9 protein-coding genes are annotated in these 15,051 nt (G+C 69.0%); 4 read left to right on the plus strand and 5 right to left on the minus strand.

Annotated elements, in window-relative coordinates:
• Positions 1-67 precede the first annotated feature (67 nt).
• Together CXY81_RS03515 and CXY81_RS03520 are read right to left on the minus strand one after the other, a co-directional pair.
• On the minus strand, positions 68-2,413 hold the full coding sequence (locus tag CXY81_RS03515) for a bifunctional diguanylate cyclase/phosphodiesterase (protein WP_158251993.1): 2,346 nt from the start codon (positions 2,411-2,413) through the stop codon (positions 68-70).
• Positions 2,374-4,677: a bifunctional diguanylate cyclase/phosphodiesterase gene (locus tag CXY81_RS03520; RefSeq protein WP_146067610.1), complete on the minus strand. Its 2,304-nt coding sequence runs from the start codon at positions 4,675-4,677 to the stop codon at positions 2,374-2,376. The genes CXY81_RS03515 and CXY81_RS03520 overlap by 40 nt, the downstream gene beginning before the upstream one ends.
• A gap of 149 nt (positions 4,678-4,826) precedes the next feature.
• Between CXY81_RS03520 and CXY81_RS03525 the strand changes: the two genes are divergently transcribed.
• Entirely contained in the window at positions 4,827-5,351 is a 525-nt protein-coding gene (locus tag CXY81_RS03525; RefSeq protein WP_104193986.1) for a flavodoxin domain-containing protein, read from the plus strand.
• Here the strand turns inward: CXY81_RS03525 and CXY81_RS03530 are convergent.
• Positions 5,348-8,533 carry a DEAD/DEAH box helicase gene (locus CXY81_RS03530; protein WP_146067611.1) on the minus strand — a complete coding sequence of 1,062 codons (3,186 nt, stop codon included), beginning with the start codon at positions 8,531-8,533 and terminating at the stop codon, positions 5,348-5,350. The genes CXY81_RS03525 and CXY81_RS03530 overlap by 4 nt on opposite strands.
• Before the next feature lie 92 nt (positions 8,534-8,625).
• Positions 8,626-10,794, minus strand: a complete 2,169-nt coding sequence (locus CXY81_RS03535; protein WP_104193988.1) for a S9 family peptidase — start codon at positions 10,792-10,794, stop codon at positions 8,626-8,628.
• 68 nt (positions 10,795-10,862) lie between these two features.
• Between CXY81_RS03535 and CXY81_RS03540 the strand changes: the two genes are divergently transcribed.
• Complete coding sequence (locus tag CXY81_RS03540; RefSeq protein WP_104099248.1) at positions 10,863-11,561, plus strand: HAD-IA family hydrolase; 699 nt, start codon at positions 10,863-10,865, stop codon at positions 11,559-11,561.
• 25 nt (positions 11,562-11,586) lie between these two features.
• Here CXY81_RS03540 and CXY81_RS03545 read toward each other — a convergent pair whose 3' ends face one another.
• A complete protein-coding gene (locus CXY81_RS03545; protein WP_104193989.1) occupies positions 11,587-11,973 on the minus strand; it encodes a VOC family protein in 387 nt (128 codons plus the stop codon).
• Positions 11,974-12,058: 85 nt separating this feature from the next.
• Between CXY81_RS03545 and CXY81_RS03550 the strand changes: the two genes are divergently transcribed.
• Positions 12,059-12,865, plus strand: coding sequence for a tryptophan-rich sensory protein (locus CXY81_RS03550; RefSeq protein ID WP_104193990.1), 807 nt, complete (start codon positions 12,059-12,061; stop codon positions 12,863-12,865).
• The gene (locus CXY81_RS03555; protein ID WP_233193962.1) at positions 12,862-14,541 is read left to right on the plus strand and encodes an MFS transporter; all 1,680 of its coding nucleotides are present in this window, start codon (positions 12,862-12,864) and stop codon (positions 14,539-14,541) included. The genes CXY81_RS03550 and CXY81_RS03555 overlap by 4 nt, the downstream gene beginning before the upstream one ends.
• Positions 14,542-15,051 lie beyond the last annotated feature (510 nt).

Consider the following 15,051-nt stretch of genomic DNA (forward strand, 5'->3'; position numbering starts at 1 on the left):
ATGATGATCCCCAATCCGCGTCCCGGTGGTCTCCCCACGGGAACAGGGCGCGCTTTGCAGGGGGGGTCTACACCTCGGCCGGCTCCGCGACAAGGTCACCGGGCGGCACGGCGGGTGCGAGCTCACGCGCGTGCGCCGACGCGGTATCTGCGACTCGTCGGTCGGCGAGCCAGGTGTCCAGCTCGGCGGCGGAAACCGGCTGCGACAGGTGGACGCCCTGCGCGAAGTCGCAGCCGAAGCCGACCAGCTGGTCGTAGGCGCCGCCGCTGTCCACACCCTCGGCCACTATGCGCAGCCCCAGACTGTGGGCCAGCGCAATCGTCGAGGAAACCAGGGTCGCGGCTCGGGCATCGCCGGCCATCGGGAAGACGAAGGATCGGTCGAGCTTGAGCTCGTCGATGGGCAGATCGCGCAGGTAGGCGAGCGAACTGTAGCCGGTGCCGAAGTCGTCGACGGAGATGCGGATGCCCTGCTCTCGTAGCCGGGTGAGGATGCCTCGGGCCCGGCCCCGGTCATTGAGCAGGAATTCCTCGGTGATCTCCAGGGCCAGGATCGACGAGGGCAGACCGCGGGCGGCGATCATGGCACCGATCCGGTCCGGCAGTTCCGTGTCGACCAGTGAGCTGGCCGACAGGTTCACGGCGATGGTCAGCGGATGCCCCTGCGCCTGCCAGAGCACGGCCTGGTCCTGCGCCTGCCGCAGCACGGCCTGCGTCAGGGTGTGCATCAGCCCGGCCTCCTCGATGATCGGCACGAACTGATCGGGCAGCAGCAGGCCGCGCTCGGGGTGGTTCCAGCGCACAAGGGCCTCGACGTCCCGCACCGCCCCGCTGCCGAGGTCGACCTTGGGCTGATAGTGCAGCACCAGCTGCTCATCGGTGAGAGCGAGGCGCAGTTCGGCCAGGGTGCGCAGCCGGGTCTCGCCGTGGCTGTCGTCGTCGCTGTCGTATACGTGGTGGCCACCGCGGCTCGTTTTCGCCTCGTACATGGCCATGTCGGCCTTGCGGAGCAGCGCCGTCAGGTCTTTGCCCTGGTCGGGATAGAGGGAGATTCCGACACTGGCGCTGGTCTGCAGCGTGATGCCGTCCAGAATGAACGGCTCGGCCAGCGCGGCACGCAGTTTGACGGCCACCGTCAGGGCATCCTCCCGCGCGGAGTCCGTGAGCAGGATCGCGAACTCGTCGCCGCCGAGGCGGGCCAGGAGGTCTCCGGCACGCAGCTGCCGGTTCAAACGGATGCCGACCTGGATCAGCAGCCGGTCACCCACGTCATGACCGAGGCTGTCGTTGACCTCCTTGAACCGGTTAAGGTCCAGCAGCAGCAGGGCACTCGTCCGGCCCTCGACCGCTGCCAGGCGGGTGGGCACGTCCGCATTGAATGCGCGGCGGTTGCGCAGACCGGTGAGGTCGTCCGTTCGCGCCAGTAGGTTCAGAACCCGTTGCCGGCCGACCAGCGGCACCACCGCCAGCGCCATGGTTGCCCCGGCCAAGGCCACGGCGAGGTTTGACACCGTGACCTGGCTGGCGAGGATCAGAACCCCGAGTCCGGCGATCGTCGACACCATCGGCACGGCCAGAGCGGACACGGTTGTGGCCGTGGCCGCGGCCCTGCGATCCCGAACCGGGCGCGGGAGGGAGGTGCTGTCCACCCAGAGCGCAATCAGTACGACCCCGATGTTCCAGGTCGCGTCGAGCGGGGTGCCCACCGTGTACAGGTCACCCTGCAGTGCGAAGACGGTGTCGGCGCCGGCGAAGACCACCAGGCCGGCGACGAGGAGCATCCAGCGCTTCCCGGCATCCAAGCCGTGCGACGCCACGATCCCGGCGAGCGCCGCCACCACCAGCAGGTCGAGCGCCGGATAGGCGGCCGCGATGACGGCACCGAGGCTGAGCGGGTCCGCGGCGGCGGAATCGAAGACGGGGCTGAGGATGACGGCCAGCACTGCGGCGGCACCCAGGGAACCCACGGCGGTGTCCAGGAAGACGGACCAGGCCGATCCGCGCAGTTGCCGGTTCACGAGCACCGCCAGCGCCCAGAGCAGGAGCAGGTAGAACAGCAGATAGCCGATGTCGGCCGGCGAGGGAAACGGTGACGCACCGTCGGCATCCGCGCTGACGAGGTAGTAGGTGTCCGCCAGGGCGTTCATGGTCAGAGCGGCGGTGGCGAGGCCCACCTCGATCTGCCCGCGCCCGACCCGGTAGACGGCGGCGCAGCCCACGAGCACGGGTGCCCACACCGAGAGCATGGCGAGCCAGCCGTCGACCAGGGGGCTGAAGTCGTCGCCCTTCAGGGCCAGGCCGAGGGTGTAGGCGATGACCAGTACCAGCATGAGCGTCAGCGCGCCGAAGCGGAACCGCTCACGGGTGCCGCCGGTCATGGCAGGGCCGCCGCGCTCTGCCTTGCGGTCAGCCACTCGTCGAGTGCCGCGGCGGAGATGGGGCGTGACATGAAGTATCCCTGGGCGAAGTCGCATCCGTAGCGCACCAACTCGTCGTAGGCGACGCTGTTCTCCACGCCCTCGGCGACCATTTTCAGGCCGAGGCCGTGCGCGAGGTCGATCGTGGAGGCCACCAGCGCGGCGGCCCGGGCGTCGTCGGCCATCGGGAAGATGAAGGACTGGTCCAGCTTGAGCTCGTCGATGGGCAGGTCACGAAGATAGGCGAGCGAACTGTAACCGGTGCCGAAGTCGTCGACGGAGATCCGGATACCACTGGCGCGCAACCGGGTCAGGATGTCCCGGGCTCGGTCGCGGTCGGCCATCAGGAAGTCCTCGGTGATCTCGAGCATCAGCGCGGTGGGCAGAAGACCGCGGGCCGACAGCATGGTGCCCACCCGTTCGGGCAGATCGGCGTCGATCAGTGAGCTGGCGGACAGGTTCACCGCAACCGTCAGAGTACGGGCCTGGGCCGACCAGAGCACGGACTGGTCCAACGCCTTCCGCAGAACCTCCTGGGTCAGCGCGTGCATGAGACCGGCCTCTTCGACCAGGGTCAGGAACTGGTCGGGAAACAGCAGACCGCGCTCGGGGTGGTTCCAGCGCACGAGGGCCTCGACGCCGGAGACGAACCCGGTCTTCAGACAGATCTTCGGCTGGTAGTGCAGAACCAGCTGGTCCTCGGTCAGGGCGAGGCGCAACTCCTGCAGGGTGCGCAGCCGGGCGTCACCGTGGCGGTTGTCCGCGCTGCGGTAGACGTGGTGGCCGCTGTGGGTCGCCTTCGCCTTGTACATCGCCATGTCGGCCTTGCGCAGCAGTGCGGTCAGGTCATCGCCCTGGTCGGGGTAGAGCGCGATTCCGATGCTCGCGCTGGTCTGCAGGGAAATGCCTTCCAGGGTGAACGGCTGGGCCAGGGTGGCCCGGAGTTTGTTGGCCACCGCCTCGGCCTCCACCTGGTCGGTGTGCTCGAGCAGGATGGCGAACTCGTCGCCGCCCAACCGCGCGAGCAGGTCACCGGACCGCAGTCCTTCCAGCAGACGACGGCCGACCTGCACGAGCAACCGGTCGCCGGCGTCATGCCCGAGGCTGTCGTTGACCTCTTTGAAGCGGTCCAGGTCCAGCAGCAGCAGCGCCCGGTTCCGGCTCCTGTCGTCGGCCAGTCTCGACGAGACCTCGGCGTACAGTGCACGCCGGTTCGGCAGACCGGTCAGCTCGTCGGTCTTGGACTGGCGACGCAGGGCCACCTGCCGGGAGACCAGGGGAATGGCTGCGAGGGCCAGGGTCGCCGCCGCCAGCCCGATCGCGATGTGGGGAACCGGCGTCTGGCTGGCGAGGAGCAGCACACCCAGGCCGGCCGCGGTCGACACCGCCGGCAGCGCCAGGGCCGCCACGCCGTTGGAGGAGTTGTTCCGAACCAGATCGGGCCGCGACGAGGCATCCGCCCACACCGCGATCAGGGCCAGACCCACGGCCCAGCCGGCGTCCAGAGGAGTGCCGAGAACGTAGCTGGTTTCGAGCATCGCGAAGACGAGACCGGTGGACGTGAACATCAGCAGGCCGAAGATGAGGAGGATCCAGCGGCGGCCGGCAACCGGGCCCTGCGAGGTGGTGAGTGCGACGACGACGGCAACCAGCAGCAGGTCGAACAGTGGGTAGGCGACGGCGGCGGCGATGGCCTTGTTCGCCCCGGCCGCGTCGACTGAGTTCGCCATCGGGCCGAGCAGCACGGCCAGCACCGAGGCCGCGCCGAGTGCACCGATGGCGCTGTCCAGCACCACCGACCAGACCATGCCGCGCAGCTGGCGGCGCACCATGATGACCAGCACGGCCAGCATGAGGGCGAAGAACAGGAAGTAGCCGACCTCGCTCACGCGGGGGAACATCTCGGCGCCCCAGATCAGCATCCACAGGGAATAGGAATCGACGATCGCGATGATGGTGACCGCCGCGGCCGTGAGCAGGAGTTCGGGATGCCGGAATCGCGCCAGACCGCTGGCCGCGATCCGCACTCGGCTCCGTGAGCGCTTGCGCATCACGGCGGCCCAGCACACGACGACCATGGACAACTTCAGGAGGGACGCCAGCCAGCCGTCGACGAAGAGGTGGAATCCGTCGTCAGGCATCAGCAGGCCGATGACGTAGCTGCCCAGGAACACGGCCATCAGCCAGGCGGGCCAGGAGGCGCTCCTGGCAAAGAAACCTCGAACTAGGCGGCCGTAGGGCGCCCCTGAATCCAACTGCACGGAACCCCCACGTTATCTAAACTCAGATTAGCAGCGGCGGGAGACGGAGAACCAACCGACCCGCTCGATTGGGGGTGGGGAATCGTGGACGGGGCGCGGCGGCGCACCGCCCTACGATTGAGTGAACGACCGACGAGCTGGAGGCAATCATGACGACACTGGTGGGGTTTTCGAGCAAGTACGGAGCCACCGAGGGAATCGCCGAGCGCATCGCCCGCAAACTGCGGGAGGCCGGGCAGGATGCCGTGGCCCGGCCGGTCGCATCCGTTGACCAGGTGGACGAGTACGACGCCTTCGTGATCGGCAGTTCCGCCTACATGGGGTCGTGGCGCAAGGACGCGACTGAGTTCGTGCGGCGCCACCAGGAACTGATCACGGCGCATCCGGTGTGGCTGTTCAGCAGCGGGCCGCTCGGCACCGCGGGGAAGGACGCCCAGGGGCGGGATCTGCTCAAGGAGAGTGAGCCGAAGCAGTTCGAGGAGTTCGGCCAGTCGCTCCAGCCGCGCGGAATGCGGGTGTTCTTCGGTGCGCTCGACCCGACCGTGCTCGGCCGCCGGGACAAACTTGTGCGGCGCATCCCGAGTGGGCGCGAGCTGCTGCCCGAGGGCGACTTCCGCAACTGGGTCGCGATCGACGAATGGGCGGCGGAGATCGCCCGGGAGCTGTCCGTCTAACTCTCCAGCAGGCTGCGGATGTCGTCGGCCGTGAGGTTCCCACTGAACCCCGGCGCATCCGCTGGGGCGTCGCCCAGCACCTGGTCGAAGAGCTCGGCCTTGTGTTTCTGCAGGGCCATGACCTTCTCCTCGATGGTGCCGGTGGCGACCATTCGGTAGACCATCACGTTCTTCGTCTGGCCGATGCGGTGGGCGCGGTCGATGGCCTGCGTCTCGGTGGCCGGGTTCCACCACGGGTCGAGCAGGAAGACGTAGTCCGCCTCGGTCAGGGTGAGGCCGAACCCGCCGGCCTTCAGACTGATCAGGAACACCGGCTCACTGCCGCTCTTGAACCGGTCGATCACCTCGGAGCGGCGCAGGGTGGACCCGTCGAGGTAGCAGTAGGGGATGCCCCGGGCCTCGAGCCGCGCGGCCGCCTTCTTCAGGAACGACGTGAACTGGCTGAAGACGAGCGCGCGGTGACCTTCGGCGACGACGTCGTCCAGCTGTTCGAAGAGGGCGTCGAGTTTGCTGGACGACACTCCGGCGTACTTCTCGTCGACCAGGGACGGGTCCAGGCTGAGCAGCCGCAGCAGGGTCAGCGAGCGGAACACGATGAACCGGTTTTTGTCGAGGTCGTCGATCAGGCCGAACAGCTTCTGCCGTTCCCGCTGCAGGAACGTGTCGTAGAGCGCGCGGTGCCGGGGGTTCAGCTCGATCTCAAGCACCTGCTCCTGTTTGGGCGGCAGCTCGGGGGCGACGACCGCCTTGGTGCGACGCAGCAACAGTGGGCGGATGCGCCGGCGCAGCCGCGTGAGCACCTCGGGGGTGTCGCCGCGGTCGATCGGGCGCACATACTCCTCCGTGAACCGCCGAAGGGAGGGGAACAGGCCCGGTGCCACGATCGCGAACAGGGCATGCAGCTCGAGCAGGCTGTTCTCCATCGGCGTGCCCGTGAGCGCGAGCTTGAACGGCGTCGTCAGGTCGCGGGCGCACAGGTGCACCCGGGTGGCACGATTCTTCACGAATTGTGCCTCGTCCAGGATCAGCCCGGCCCAGCCGTGCGCCTGGTAGGCCTCGAAGTCGAGACGGAACAGCGTGTAGGAGGTGAGGACGACGTCGGCGCCGGCCGCGGCATCCGTCAGCGGGATGCCGCCGGCCGCCTCGGTGGCTGTGATCACCCGAACGTCGAGGCCGGGCGTGAAGCGGGCGGCCTCGGAGCGCCAGGTGGCGACGACGGATGTCGGGGCGACGACCAGGAACGGCCGCCGCTGGGCCGGGTCGGCCGGGTGGGCGTGCCCGGCCGGGTGGGCGTGCCCGGCTGGGTGGGCGTGCCCGGCCGGCTGCGCAGTCGCGTGCGCCAGGAGTGCGAGCGTCTGCAGGGTCTTGCCGAGGCCCATGTCGTCGGCGAGGATTCCGCCCAGCTGGTGCTGCCAGAGGAAGGTCAGCCAGGTGAAGCCCTGCGCCTGGTATGGGCGCAGGGTGGCGTGCACGGCGGCCGGCAGCGGGGTGGGCGGGGCGTGCTCGGCGTGCTCGGCGTTGTCGGCGTTGTCGGCGCCCTTGGACAAGCCGATCAGCCCGGACACGGCCGCCCGCCACGCCACGGCCTGCTCGGTGTCGTCGGCGAGGTCCTCGAAGTCGCTCCAGAGGGCAGCCTGGTAGCGGCTGATGCGCAGGCCGGTGTCCCATTCCTGCAGGGCGCGGGCCTCGGTGATCAGTTCGTGCAGGCGCTCGAAAGCCGGCTGCCGCAGCGACAGGTAGCTGTTGTCGACCAGCAGGAGCTTCGCCTGCCCCTTCGCCAAAGCTTTAAACAGCGGGCCGAACGGCACGCTCCGACCATTGATCGTGACGATCACGCCCAGGTCGAACCAGTCCCGCTGGTCCGTCTCGACCGTGCTGATTGTGAGCTCAGGAGTCTCGGTCAGTTCGCGGTAGTCGGGCCGGGTGCCGCGGATGTCCACGCGCACGCCGGGCAGCGTCTCCAGCCGCGGGAGCGCACGTTCGGCCACCTCGGCCGCATCGATGCCGCGCAGGGTGAGGGATGTCGCGGCCGGGCCTGCGTCGGGGTGGCCGGCCTCCTCGAGGAGACGCCTGGCCCGCTCGTGGATGACCCGTTCGGAGGGCTCGTCGCGGCTTCCGTTCGAGGGAGGCGTGGGCGTGGATGTGGATGTGAACGTGGACGACAGCATGGGCAGCTTCTTCAGCAGGGAACCCTCGCGGTACTCCCAATGCCAGGCCAGCTCCAGCGCCTGCCTCGGCCGGAACCAGGCGGTGAGCACGAGCAGAGGTGGGTCGGCCTGGGGGAAGCGCACGGAGCCATCCGTGCTGATCACCGGCAGGGTGCGCCGCAGCGCCGGATAGAAGTCGCTCAGGAACTCGGCCGTCTCGTCGGCAGGCACGAGAACCGTGCCGGGCGCACCGAGCAGCCGGCGCTGCTCGGCGGTGAGCGGACCGTCGACGGTCGGGGCCAGGGTGAATACCGGGCGCGGCCCGAGGGCATAGCCGTAGATCCCGTGGCCGCCGATCGCCCCGGAACGCTCGGGGGGATGCGGGGTGCCGTCAAACAGGAGCCGGGTGGTCAGGAGCAGACCCTGGGTGCCGGCGGCGCCTGTGCTGCTGAACGCGCCGGCGGCGCCTGTGCTGCTGAACGCGCCGGCGGCGTTCCGGCTTGCGTCGAGGCTCACGTGGGCCGCGCGGCCCACGCTGACCGTGGCACCCTTCGTGCTGCCCACGAGACGCAGCCCCAGGGTCTCGGCCTCGTCGAAGAGGGTCCAGAGCAGCGGGCTGACGAAGTCATCGAGGTAGATCCAGTCCGTCTCCTGGCTGGTGTAGACGCCGCGCACGGCCCGGTGCAGGGCCAGGATCTGGCTCAGCCAGCGGTGGTGCTCGCGGTTGAGGTTGAGGCGGGAGCGGTGGAAGCCCAGTTGGTTCCACGCCACGTCCGTGCGTACCCAGTTGCCACGGGCGCTTCGGATGACCGGGCGCACCCCGAGCCGGATCTCGCCCTGCCCGGGGCGCACGTTCGTGACCGGCCGGGCCGTCGCACCACGCCAGCGGTCGTCCGTGCGGGGCGTCTGCTCGCGCAGCTCGAATTGGAGACCCATCGGAACGGGCGGATCGGTGGTCCCACCCGGTTCGCCGGGCACGGGTCCCGCGATCCGCTTCCAGTCCGCCCGCGCCGGGGGAGACCCGGCGTCAGACATGGCTCCATGCTCTCATGTGGGCAGCGCGGTCGGAGCGCAGTGACCGCGGTTGAACCAATTCGACGGAGAATTTGCCGGAAAACTGCTGAGGCTCACACAACTACCGCGGTGACCGCCGCTTCCCTCGACGGATGCGCCCTGGCGGCATCGATGATCCAGGCGAAGTCGAACGCCGTCTCACGCCACCGGCTGTACCGGCCGGACACCCCACCATGGCCGGCCGACATCTCGGTCTTCAGCAGAACATCCGCTCCCACCTCGCGCAGCCGGGCCACCCACTTGGCCGGCTCGACGTAGAGCACTCGGGTGTCGTTGAGACTGGTCACGGCGAGTATCCGCGGGTAGTGCGTGTCGCGCACGTTCTCCACGGGGGAGTAGCCGCGCATATAGGCGTACACCTCAGGGTCGTGCAGCGGGTCGCCCCACTCGTCCCACTCGATCACGGTCAGCGGCAGCGACGGGTCCAGGATCGACGTCAGCGCGTCCACGAACGGCACCCCGGCGAGGATGCCCGCGAACAGTTCCGGGGCCAGGTTCGCCACGGCGCCCATCAGCAGGCCGCCGGCGCTGCGGCCCTCGGCGACGAGCCGGTCGGGACTGGTGTAGCCCTGGTCGATCAGGTGCCGGGCGCTGTCGATGAAGTCCGTGAAGCTGTTGCGCTTGTGCAGCTTCTTGCCGTTCTCGTACCAGAGTCGACCCAGCTCGCCGCCGCCGCGCACGTGGGCGATCGCGAAGATCATGCCGCGGTCGAGCAGGCTGAGCCGGGCGATGCTGAACGACGGGTCGATGCTGATCTCGTAGGAGCCGTAGCCGTAGAGCAGGGTCGGGGCGGGAGTTCCCGGAGCGACGAGGTCACGCCGGTAGACGAGGGAGATCGGGATGCGCGTGCCGTCGGCGGCGGTAGCCCACTCGCGGCGCTGCTCGAACAGGGTCGGGTCGTAGCGGCCGAGCACGGGCTGCTGCTTCCGCAGCCGGCGCTCGCCGGTGGCGACCACGTGGTCGTAGACCGTCGACGGCGTGACGAAGCTGGTGTAACCGAGACGGATGGTCGGCGTGTCCCACTCGGGATTGGCCGACGTGCCCACGGAATACAGCGGTTCCTCGAAGCCGAGCTCGACGAAATCGAGTTCCTCGTCGGCTGCCTCGGCGCTCACGGCAACGCGGGTGAGTCCGTCCCGCCGGTATTCGGCCACCACGAAGTCGCGGAATGCGTCGACGCTCTCGAGGCGCACGGCCGTATCGTGGGGCAGTAGAATCCGTTTCTCACCCCGCGGGTCGGCGACGGAGACACTGACCAGCTCGAAGTTGACCGCGTGGTGGTTGTGCACGATCAGCAGGCGGTCCTCGCCGCCCAGCACGGCGTGCTCCACGTCGTACTCGACGCCGTCCAGCCGCGGCCAGACCAGGGCGAACTCGCCGGTCGGGTCGGCGGCGTCGAGCAGCCGGGTCTCGGTGGTCACGCTCGAGCCGGCCTCGATCAGCAGGAACCTGCGGCTGCGGGTGAGGCCGATGCCCACCCAGAAGCGCTCGTCGGGTTCGTGGAAGACCGACACGTCGGCGGCGGCCGCGGTTCCCACCTCGTGTCGCCACACGGTGTCGGGCCGCCAGGCGTCGTCCACGGTCGTATAGAAGATGTAGCGGCCGCTCGGGTCGAACAGTGCCCCCTCGCCGGTGTTCGGGATCTCGTCCGCGAGGTTCTCGCCGGTCGCGATGTCGCGCACGCGCAGGGTGTACCGCTCGTCGCCCTCGGTGTCGACGGCGTAGAGCAGCCGGTTCTCGTCGCCGCTCACGTCGGTGCTGCCGAGCGAGTAGAATTCATGGCCGGCCGCCTCGGCGTTGTCGTCGAGCACGATCTGCTCGCCCGGGAGACCGGCGGTCCCGCTCGCCTGCCCGCTGGTCTGTTCGGGGATCTGCTCGGGAAGCACCGGCGGGGTCCAGTCGTCCGGCGCGGAGATCGGCGCACGGCAGTGGATGCCGTATTCCTTCCCCTCCACCGTGCGGGTGTAGTACCACCAGTGGCCCTGTCGCACCGGAACGCTGAGGTCGGTCTCCTGGGTGCGGCCCCTGATCTCCTCGAAGACCTGCTCCTGCAGCAGCGCCAGGTGGGCGGTGCGGGCATCCGTGAAGGTGTTCTCGGCTTCGAGGTGCGCGATCACCTCGGGGCTGTCCTTGTCGCGCAGCCACTCGTAGTTGTCGGTGAACACGTCGTCATGGAAACTGCGCTGCTGCGGCTTCTGCACCGCGCGGGGAGGAGTGGTCATGAGTCATAGCGTAGTTCCGTGAGGGCGCAGACTTGAGGGGTACCAGCCCAGAGACGAATGGAACCACAATGACGCAGCCCGGAATCGCCCCGCTCGAAACCTCCCGGGAGGAGGCCCTGCAGGGGCAGGTCTTCCAGGCGGTGCTCTTCGACATGGACGGCACCCTGGTCGACTCCACTCAGGCGGTCACCCGGTCCTGGCTGCGCTGGGGTGCCGAGGTCGGCCTCGGCCCGTCGTTCACCGGCCCCGAGCACGGGGTGCCGGCGCGTCAGATGATCGCGACCCTGGTGGCGGAGGAGCTGGTCGAGACATCCGTCACCCGGCTGACCGAGTTCGAACTGGCCGACACGGATGGCGTCAGGATTTTGGCCGGCGCGGCGGAACTCATGGCGAGCATCCCCGAGGCCCGCCGGGCGATCGTCACGTCCTGTGCCCGGCAGCTGTGCCTGGTGCGCCTGGACGCCGCCGGCTTCCCCGCACCGCTCACGGTGGTGACCATCGACGACACCAGCCGCGGCAAGCCGTTCCCCGAGCCGTTCCTGCTGGCGGCCGAACGCCTCGGCGTCGACCCGGCCCGCTGCGTCGTGGTCGAGGATGCCCCAGCCGGCCTTGCCGCCGCCCGCGCCGCCGGCTGCGCCACGATCGGCGTCGTCGGCACCCATCGGGCCGCCGACCTGGAGGCCGACCTGGTGGTCTCCGGTCTCGACCGCCTGCGCGTGTCCGTGCAGGATGACGGAGTGGTCTTCCACCTGGTGACCGAGCAGTAGCAGCCCGGAGCAATAGCGTCCGGACTCAGCGCTCGTAGATTTCCAGCGGCAGCCCGTCGGGGTCGCGGAAGAAGAACATCGCTTTGTCGGTGTTCGGGTCCACCCTCAGTTCCTCAACCTCGACGTGCTTGCCGATCAGCTCGTCGCGCGCGGCCGGTACGTCGTCGACCTCGAACGCGAGGTGGCGCAGTCCGAGCGCTTCCGGGCCGCTCTTCCGGGGCGGGGTGTCGGGAAAAGAGAACAGTTCGATCAGGTAGTGGCCGTTCAGGGCAAGCTTGCCCATCCACGACCGGCGCGCGGCCCGGAAGTATTCCGCTTCGAGCGTGCAGCCGAGAACGTCGAGGTAGAAGGCCTTGGACACGTCGTAGTCGCTGGCGATAATGGCGATGTGGTGCACCCCGTTGATGCGCATGCGGCAGTTTTGCATACTCCAGGGGGCGGAAGAGGTCAGGATGAAACCGTCGACTATTAAGCTGGCTGATTGTTGGGAGACCGAGATGAATAAGAGCAGCGATCCACTGCGTCAAACGGTGGTGCTGGCGAGCGCGATCCTGGCCGTCGTCGGATCGTTCATCGGGTCCGGCGCCGTCGGCGGAACCCCGATCCAGAACGCGTCAGGCGGTGCGCTCGCCGCCGACGCCACCCCGATCGCCCCCGACGGGCCGGCCTTCGGCATCTGGACCGCGATCTACCTCGGCCTCATCGCCTACGCCCTGTGGCAGCTCCTGCCGGCGCAGAAATCGGATGACCGCCAACGCGCCCTGGGCTACCCGATCGCCGCGTCGCTCGTGCTGAACGCCGCCTGGATCCTGAGCATCCAGTTCGACCTGCTCTGGCTCAGTGTGCCCGTGATCGTGCTTCTGCTGGTCGTGCTGATCCGGGCGTTCCAGCTCACGCTCCGCACCCGGCCCAAAAACCTGATTGAGACGATCGTCGCCGACGGTACCGTGGGCCTGTACCTCGGCTGGGTGGCCATCGCCACCGCCGCCAACGTCACCGCGGTGCTCGTCGCCTCCGGCTTCGAAGGCTTCGGCCTCAGCGCGGACCTGTGGGCGGTGCTGGTCATCGCCGTCGCCGGGCTGGTCGGCGTGTTCCTCGCGATCTACGGTCACGGCCGTCTCGCCCCGGCCGCGTCTCTGTGCTGGGGCCTGGCCTGGGTGGCCGTGGCCCGGCTGGCCGGCACCCTGCTCTCCACTCCCACGGCGATCGCGGCGATCGTCGCCGTGGCCGCCATCCTGATCGTCACCATCACCGTGCGCGTGCGCACCTCCAGGTCCGCCACGTCCCGATCGGTCACCGCGTGAGCGATCCGGCCACCCTGCCCGTCACCCCGGCGGGCGTCACCTCGGCGCGCCGGCGCTGGGCCGGTCTCGTCTTCATCAGCGTCGCCGTCGCCCTGATCATCGTCGATTCCACAATCATCAACGTGGCCATCCCCTCGATCGTCGACGACCTGGCGATCACCTCGACCCAGGTGCAGTGGGTGCAGGAGAGCTACACCCTGGTCTTCGCGGCCCTGCTGCTGGTGTTCGGAACGCTTGCCGACCGGTTCGGTCGACGGCGCATCCTGATTCTCGGCGTAATCGTCTTCGCCACATCATCCGTCTTCGCGGCGCTCGCGCAGACGGGCGAACTCCTGATCCTGGGTCGGCTGATCCAGGGCGTCGGCGGTGCGATGGTGCTGCCCACCACGCTCTCGATCATCAACGCCACGTTCCGCGGCCGTGACCGAGGCATCGCGTTCGCGATCTGGGGCTCGACCATCGGCGGCATGGTGGCCGTCGGCCCCCTGCTCGGCGGCTGGCTCACCACCTCCTTCTCCTGGCGCTGGGCATTCGGCATCAACGTGCCACTGGGCATCGTCATTGTCATCGGCGTACTCGTCTTCGTGCTCGAATCGAAGGATGCCGGCGAGCCGCGCCGCATCGACGTCGTCGGCGCCGTGCTCTCGGTGATCACCAGCGCGTCGCTCGTCTTCGGGCTGATCGAGGGACGCACCTACGGCTGGTGGCTCACCGACAAAGCGCCGGTTGCGGGAGACTGGACCTGGCCGTACTCGCTGTCGATCATTCCATTCGTGTTCCTGATCACCGTCGTGTCCGGCGTGGCCTTCATCTACTGGGGGCTCTACCGCCAGCGGGCCGGCAAGACCACCCTGCTCGCCTTCTCCCTGTTCTCGATCCCGTCGTTCCGCAACGGCAACATCGCGGCCATGATCGTCTCCCTCGGTGAGTTCGGCATCATCCTGTCACTGCCGCTCTGGCTGCAGAATGTGCTCGGCTACGACGCCCTGCAGACCGGATTCGTGCTGCTCGCCCTCGCGCTGGGTTCGTTCGTGGACAGCGGGGTGTCCGGGGCGTTCGGCAACAAGATCTCACCCGAGACGATCGTGCGGTTCGGGATCGTCGCCGAGATCATCGGCGTCGCCGGCCTCGGCCTGGTCATCACGGCCGAGTCCACCTGGCTCGTCGTGGTGCCGTTCCTGTTCGTCTACGGCATCGGCGTGGGGCTGGCCACCGCCCAGCTCACCGGCGTCGTGCTCAAGGATGTGCCGGTGGCGCAGAGCGGCCAGGGCTCCGGCACGTCCAGCACCGCCCGGCAGATCGGCTCGGCGCTCGGCATCGCGGTGCTGGGCACCGTGCTGTTCACTGCGGTCGGTACGTCGCTCGATGCGAAGCTGGCCGAGGTGCCCGGGCTGACTGCCGAGACCCGGAGTCAGATCGTCGACGCGGTCGTCGACAGTGCGGGCTCGGTGATCCCGTCGTTCGAAGAGCGGAGCCCCGAGCTGGCGGATGCCGCCCGCGAGGCGTTCAGCGACGGCACCCGCTACTCGGCGTACGCCGCAGCCGGGTTCCTCGTGCTCGGCTTCCTGGCGACGCTGCGGCTGTCCGGCACCGCGCCACACGCGGAGTCGCGCCGCGAGGATGCCGTCCCCGGCCAGAGCATCCCGGCGGCCGAGACCGCGGGGGAGCCCGTCTAGCTGCGTGTACCTGACGGCCAGGGGGTTTCGCGGGTGTGGGGATCCCGGGCTCCGCCGCGGGTCAGGCCCGGCCGAGCCTGCGCGGGTGGCCAACGCAGGACACCCGTCGCGGGTCAGGCCCGGCCGAGCCTGCGCGTGTGGCCAACTCAGGACATCCGTCGCCCGCATTGCCCGGCTCCCACGGACCAGTGCGGAACCGGTGCGGATGTCCGTCCCGGCCGGACGGATCTCCTGAGTTGGCCACAACACCCGCCGGATCTGCAGCCGCACGGGTGCGCTCTGCATCCACCCGCGACTCCGTGCGCGACCCCGTGCGTCACCCGTGCGTCACCCCACCCGCCACCCCGTACTCCACCGCGCAGCCCGAACGAATTCGACGGAGATTTTGCCCACAACCATTCCAAACAGCCCGTAAACCCGCTTTTTCCCCAAAATCTCCGTCGAATTGGTTCGGGGCGGCGCAGCGCGGCGCGGGGCGGCGCAGGGCGGCGCGGGGCGGCGCAGGGCGGC

Source organism: Cryobacterium sp. M25 (assembly GCF_002929635.1).
Lineage (GTDB): Bacteria > Actinomycetota > Actinomycetes > Actinomycetales > Microbacteriaceae > Cryobacterium > Cryobacterium sandaracinum.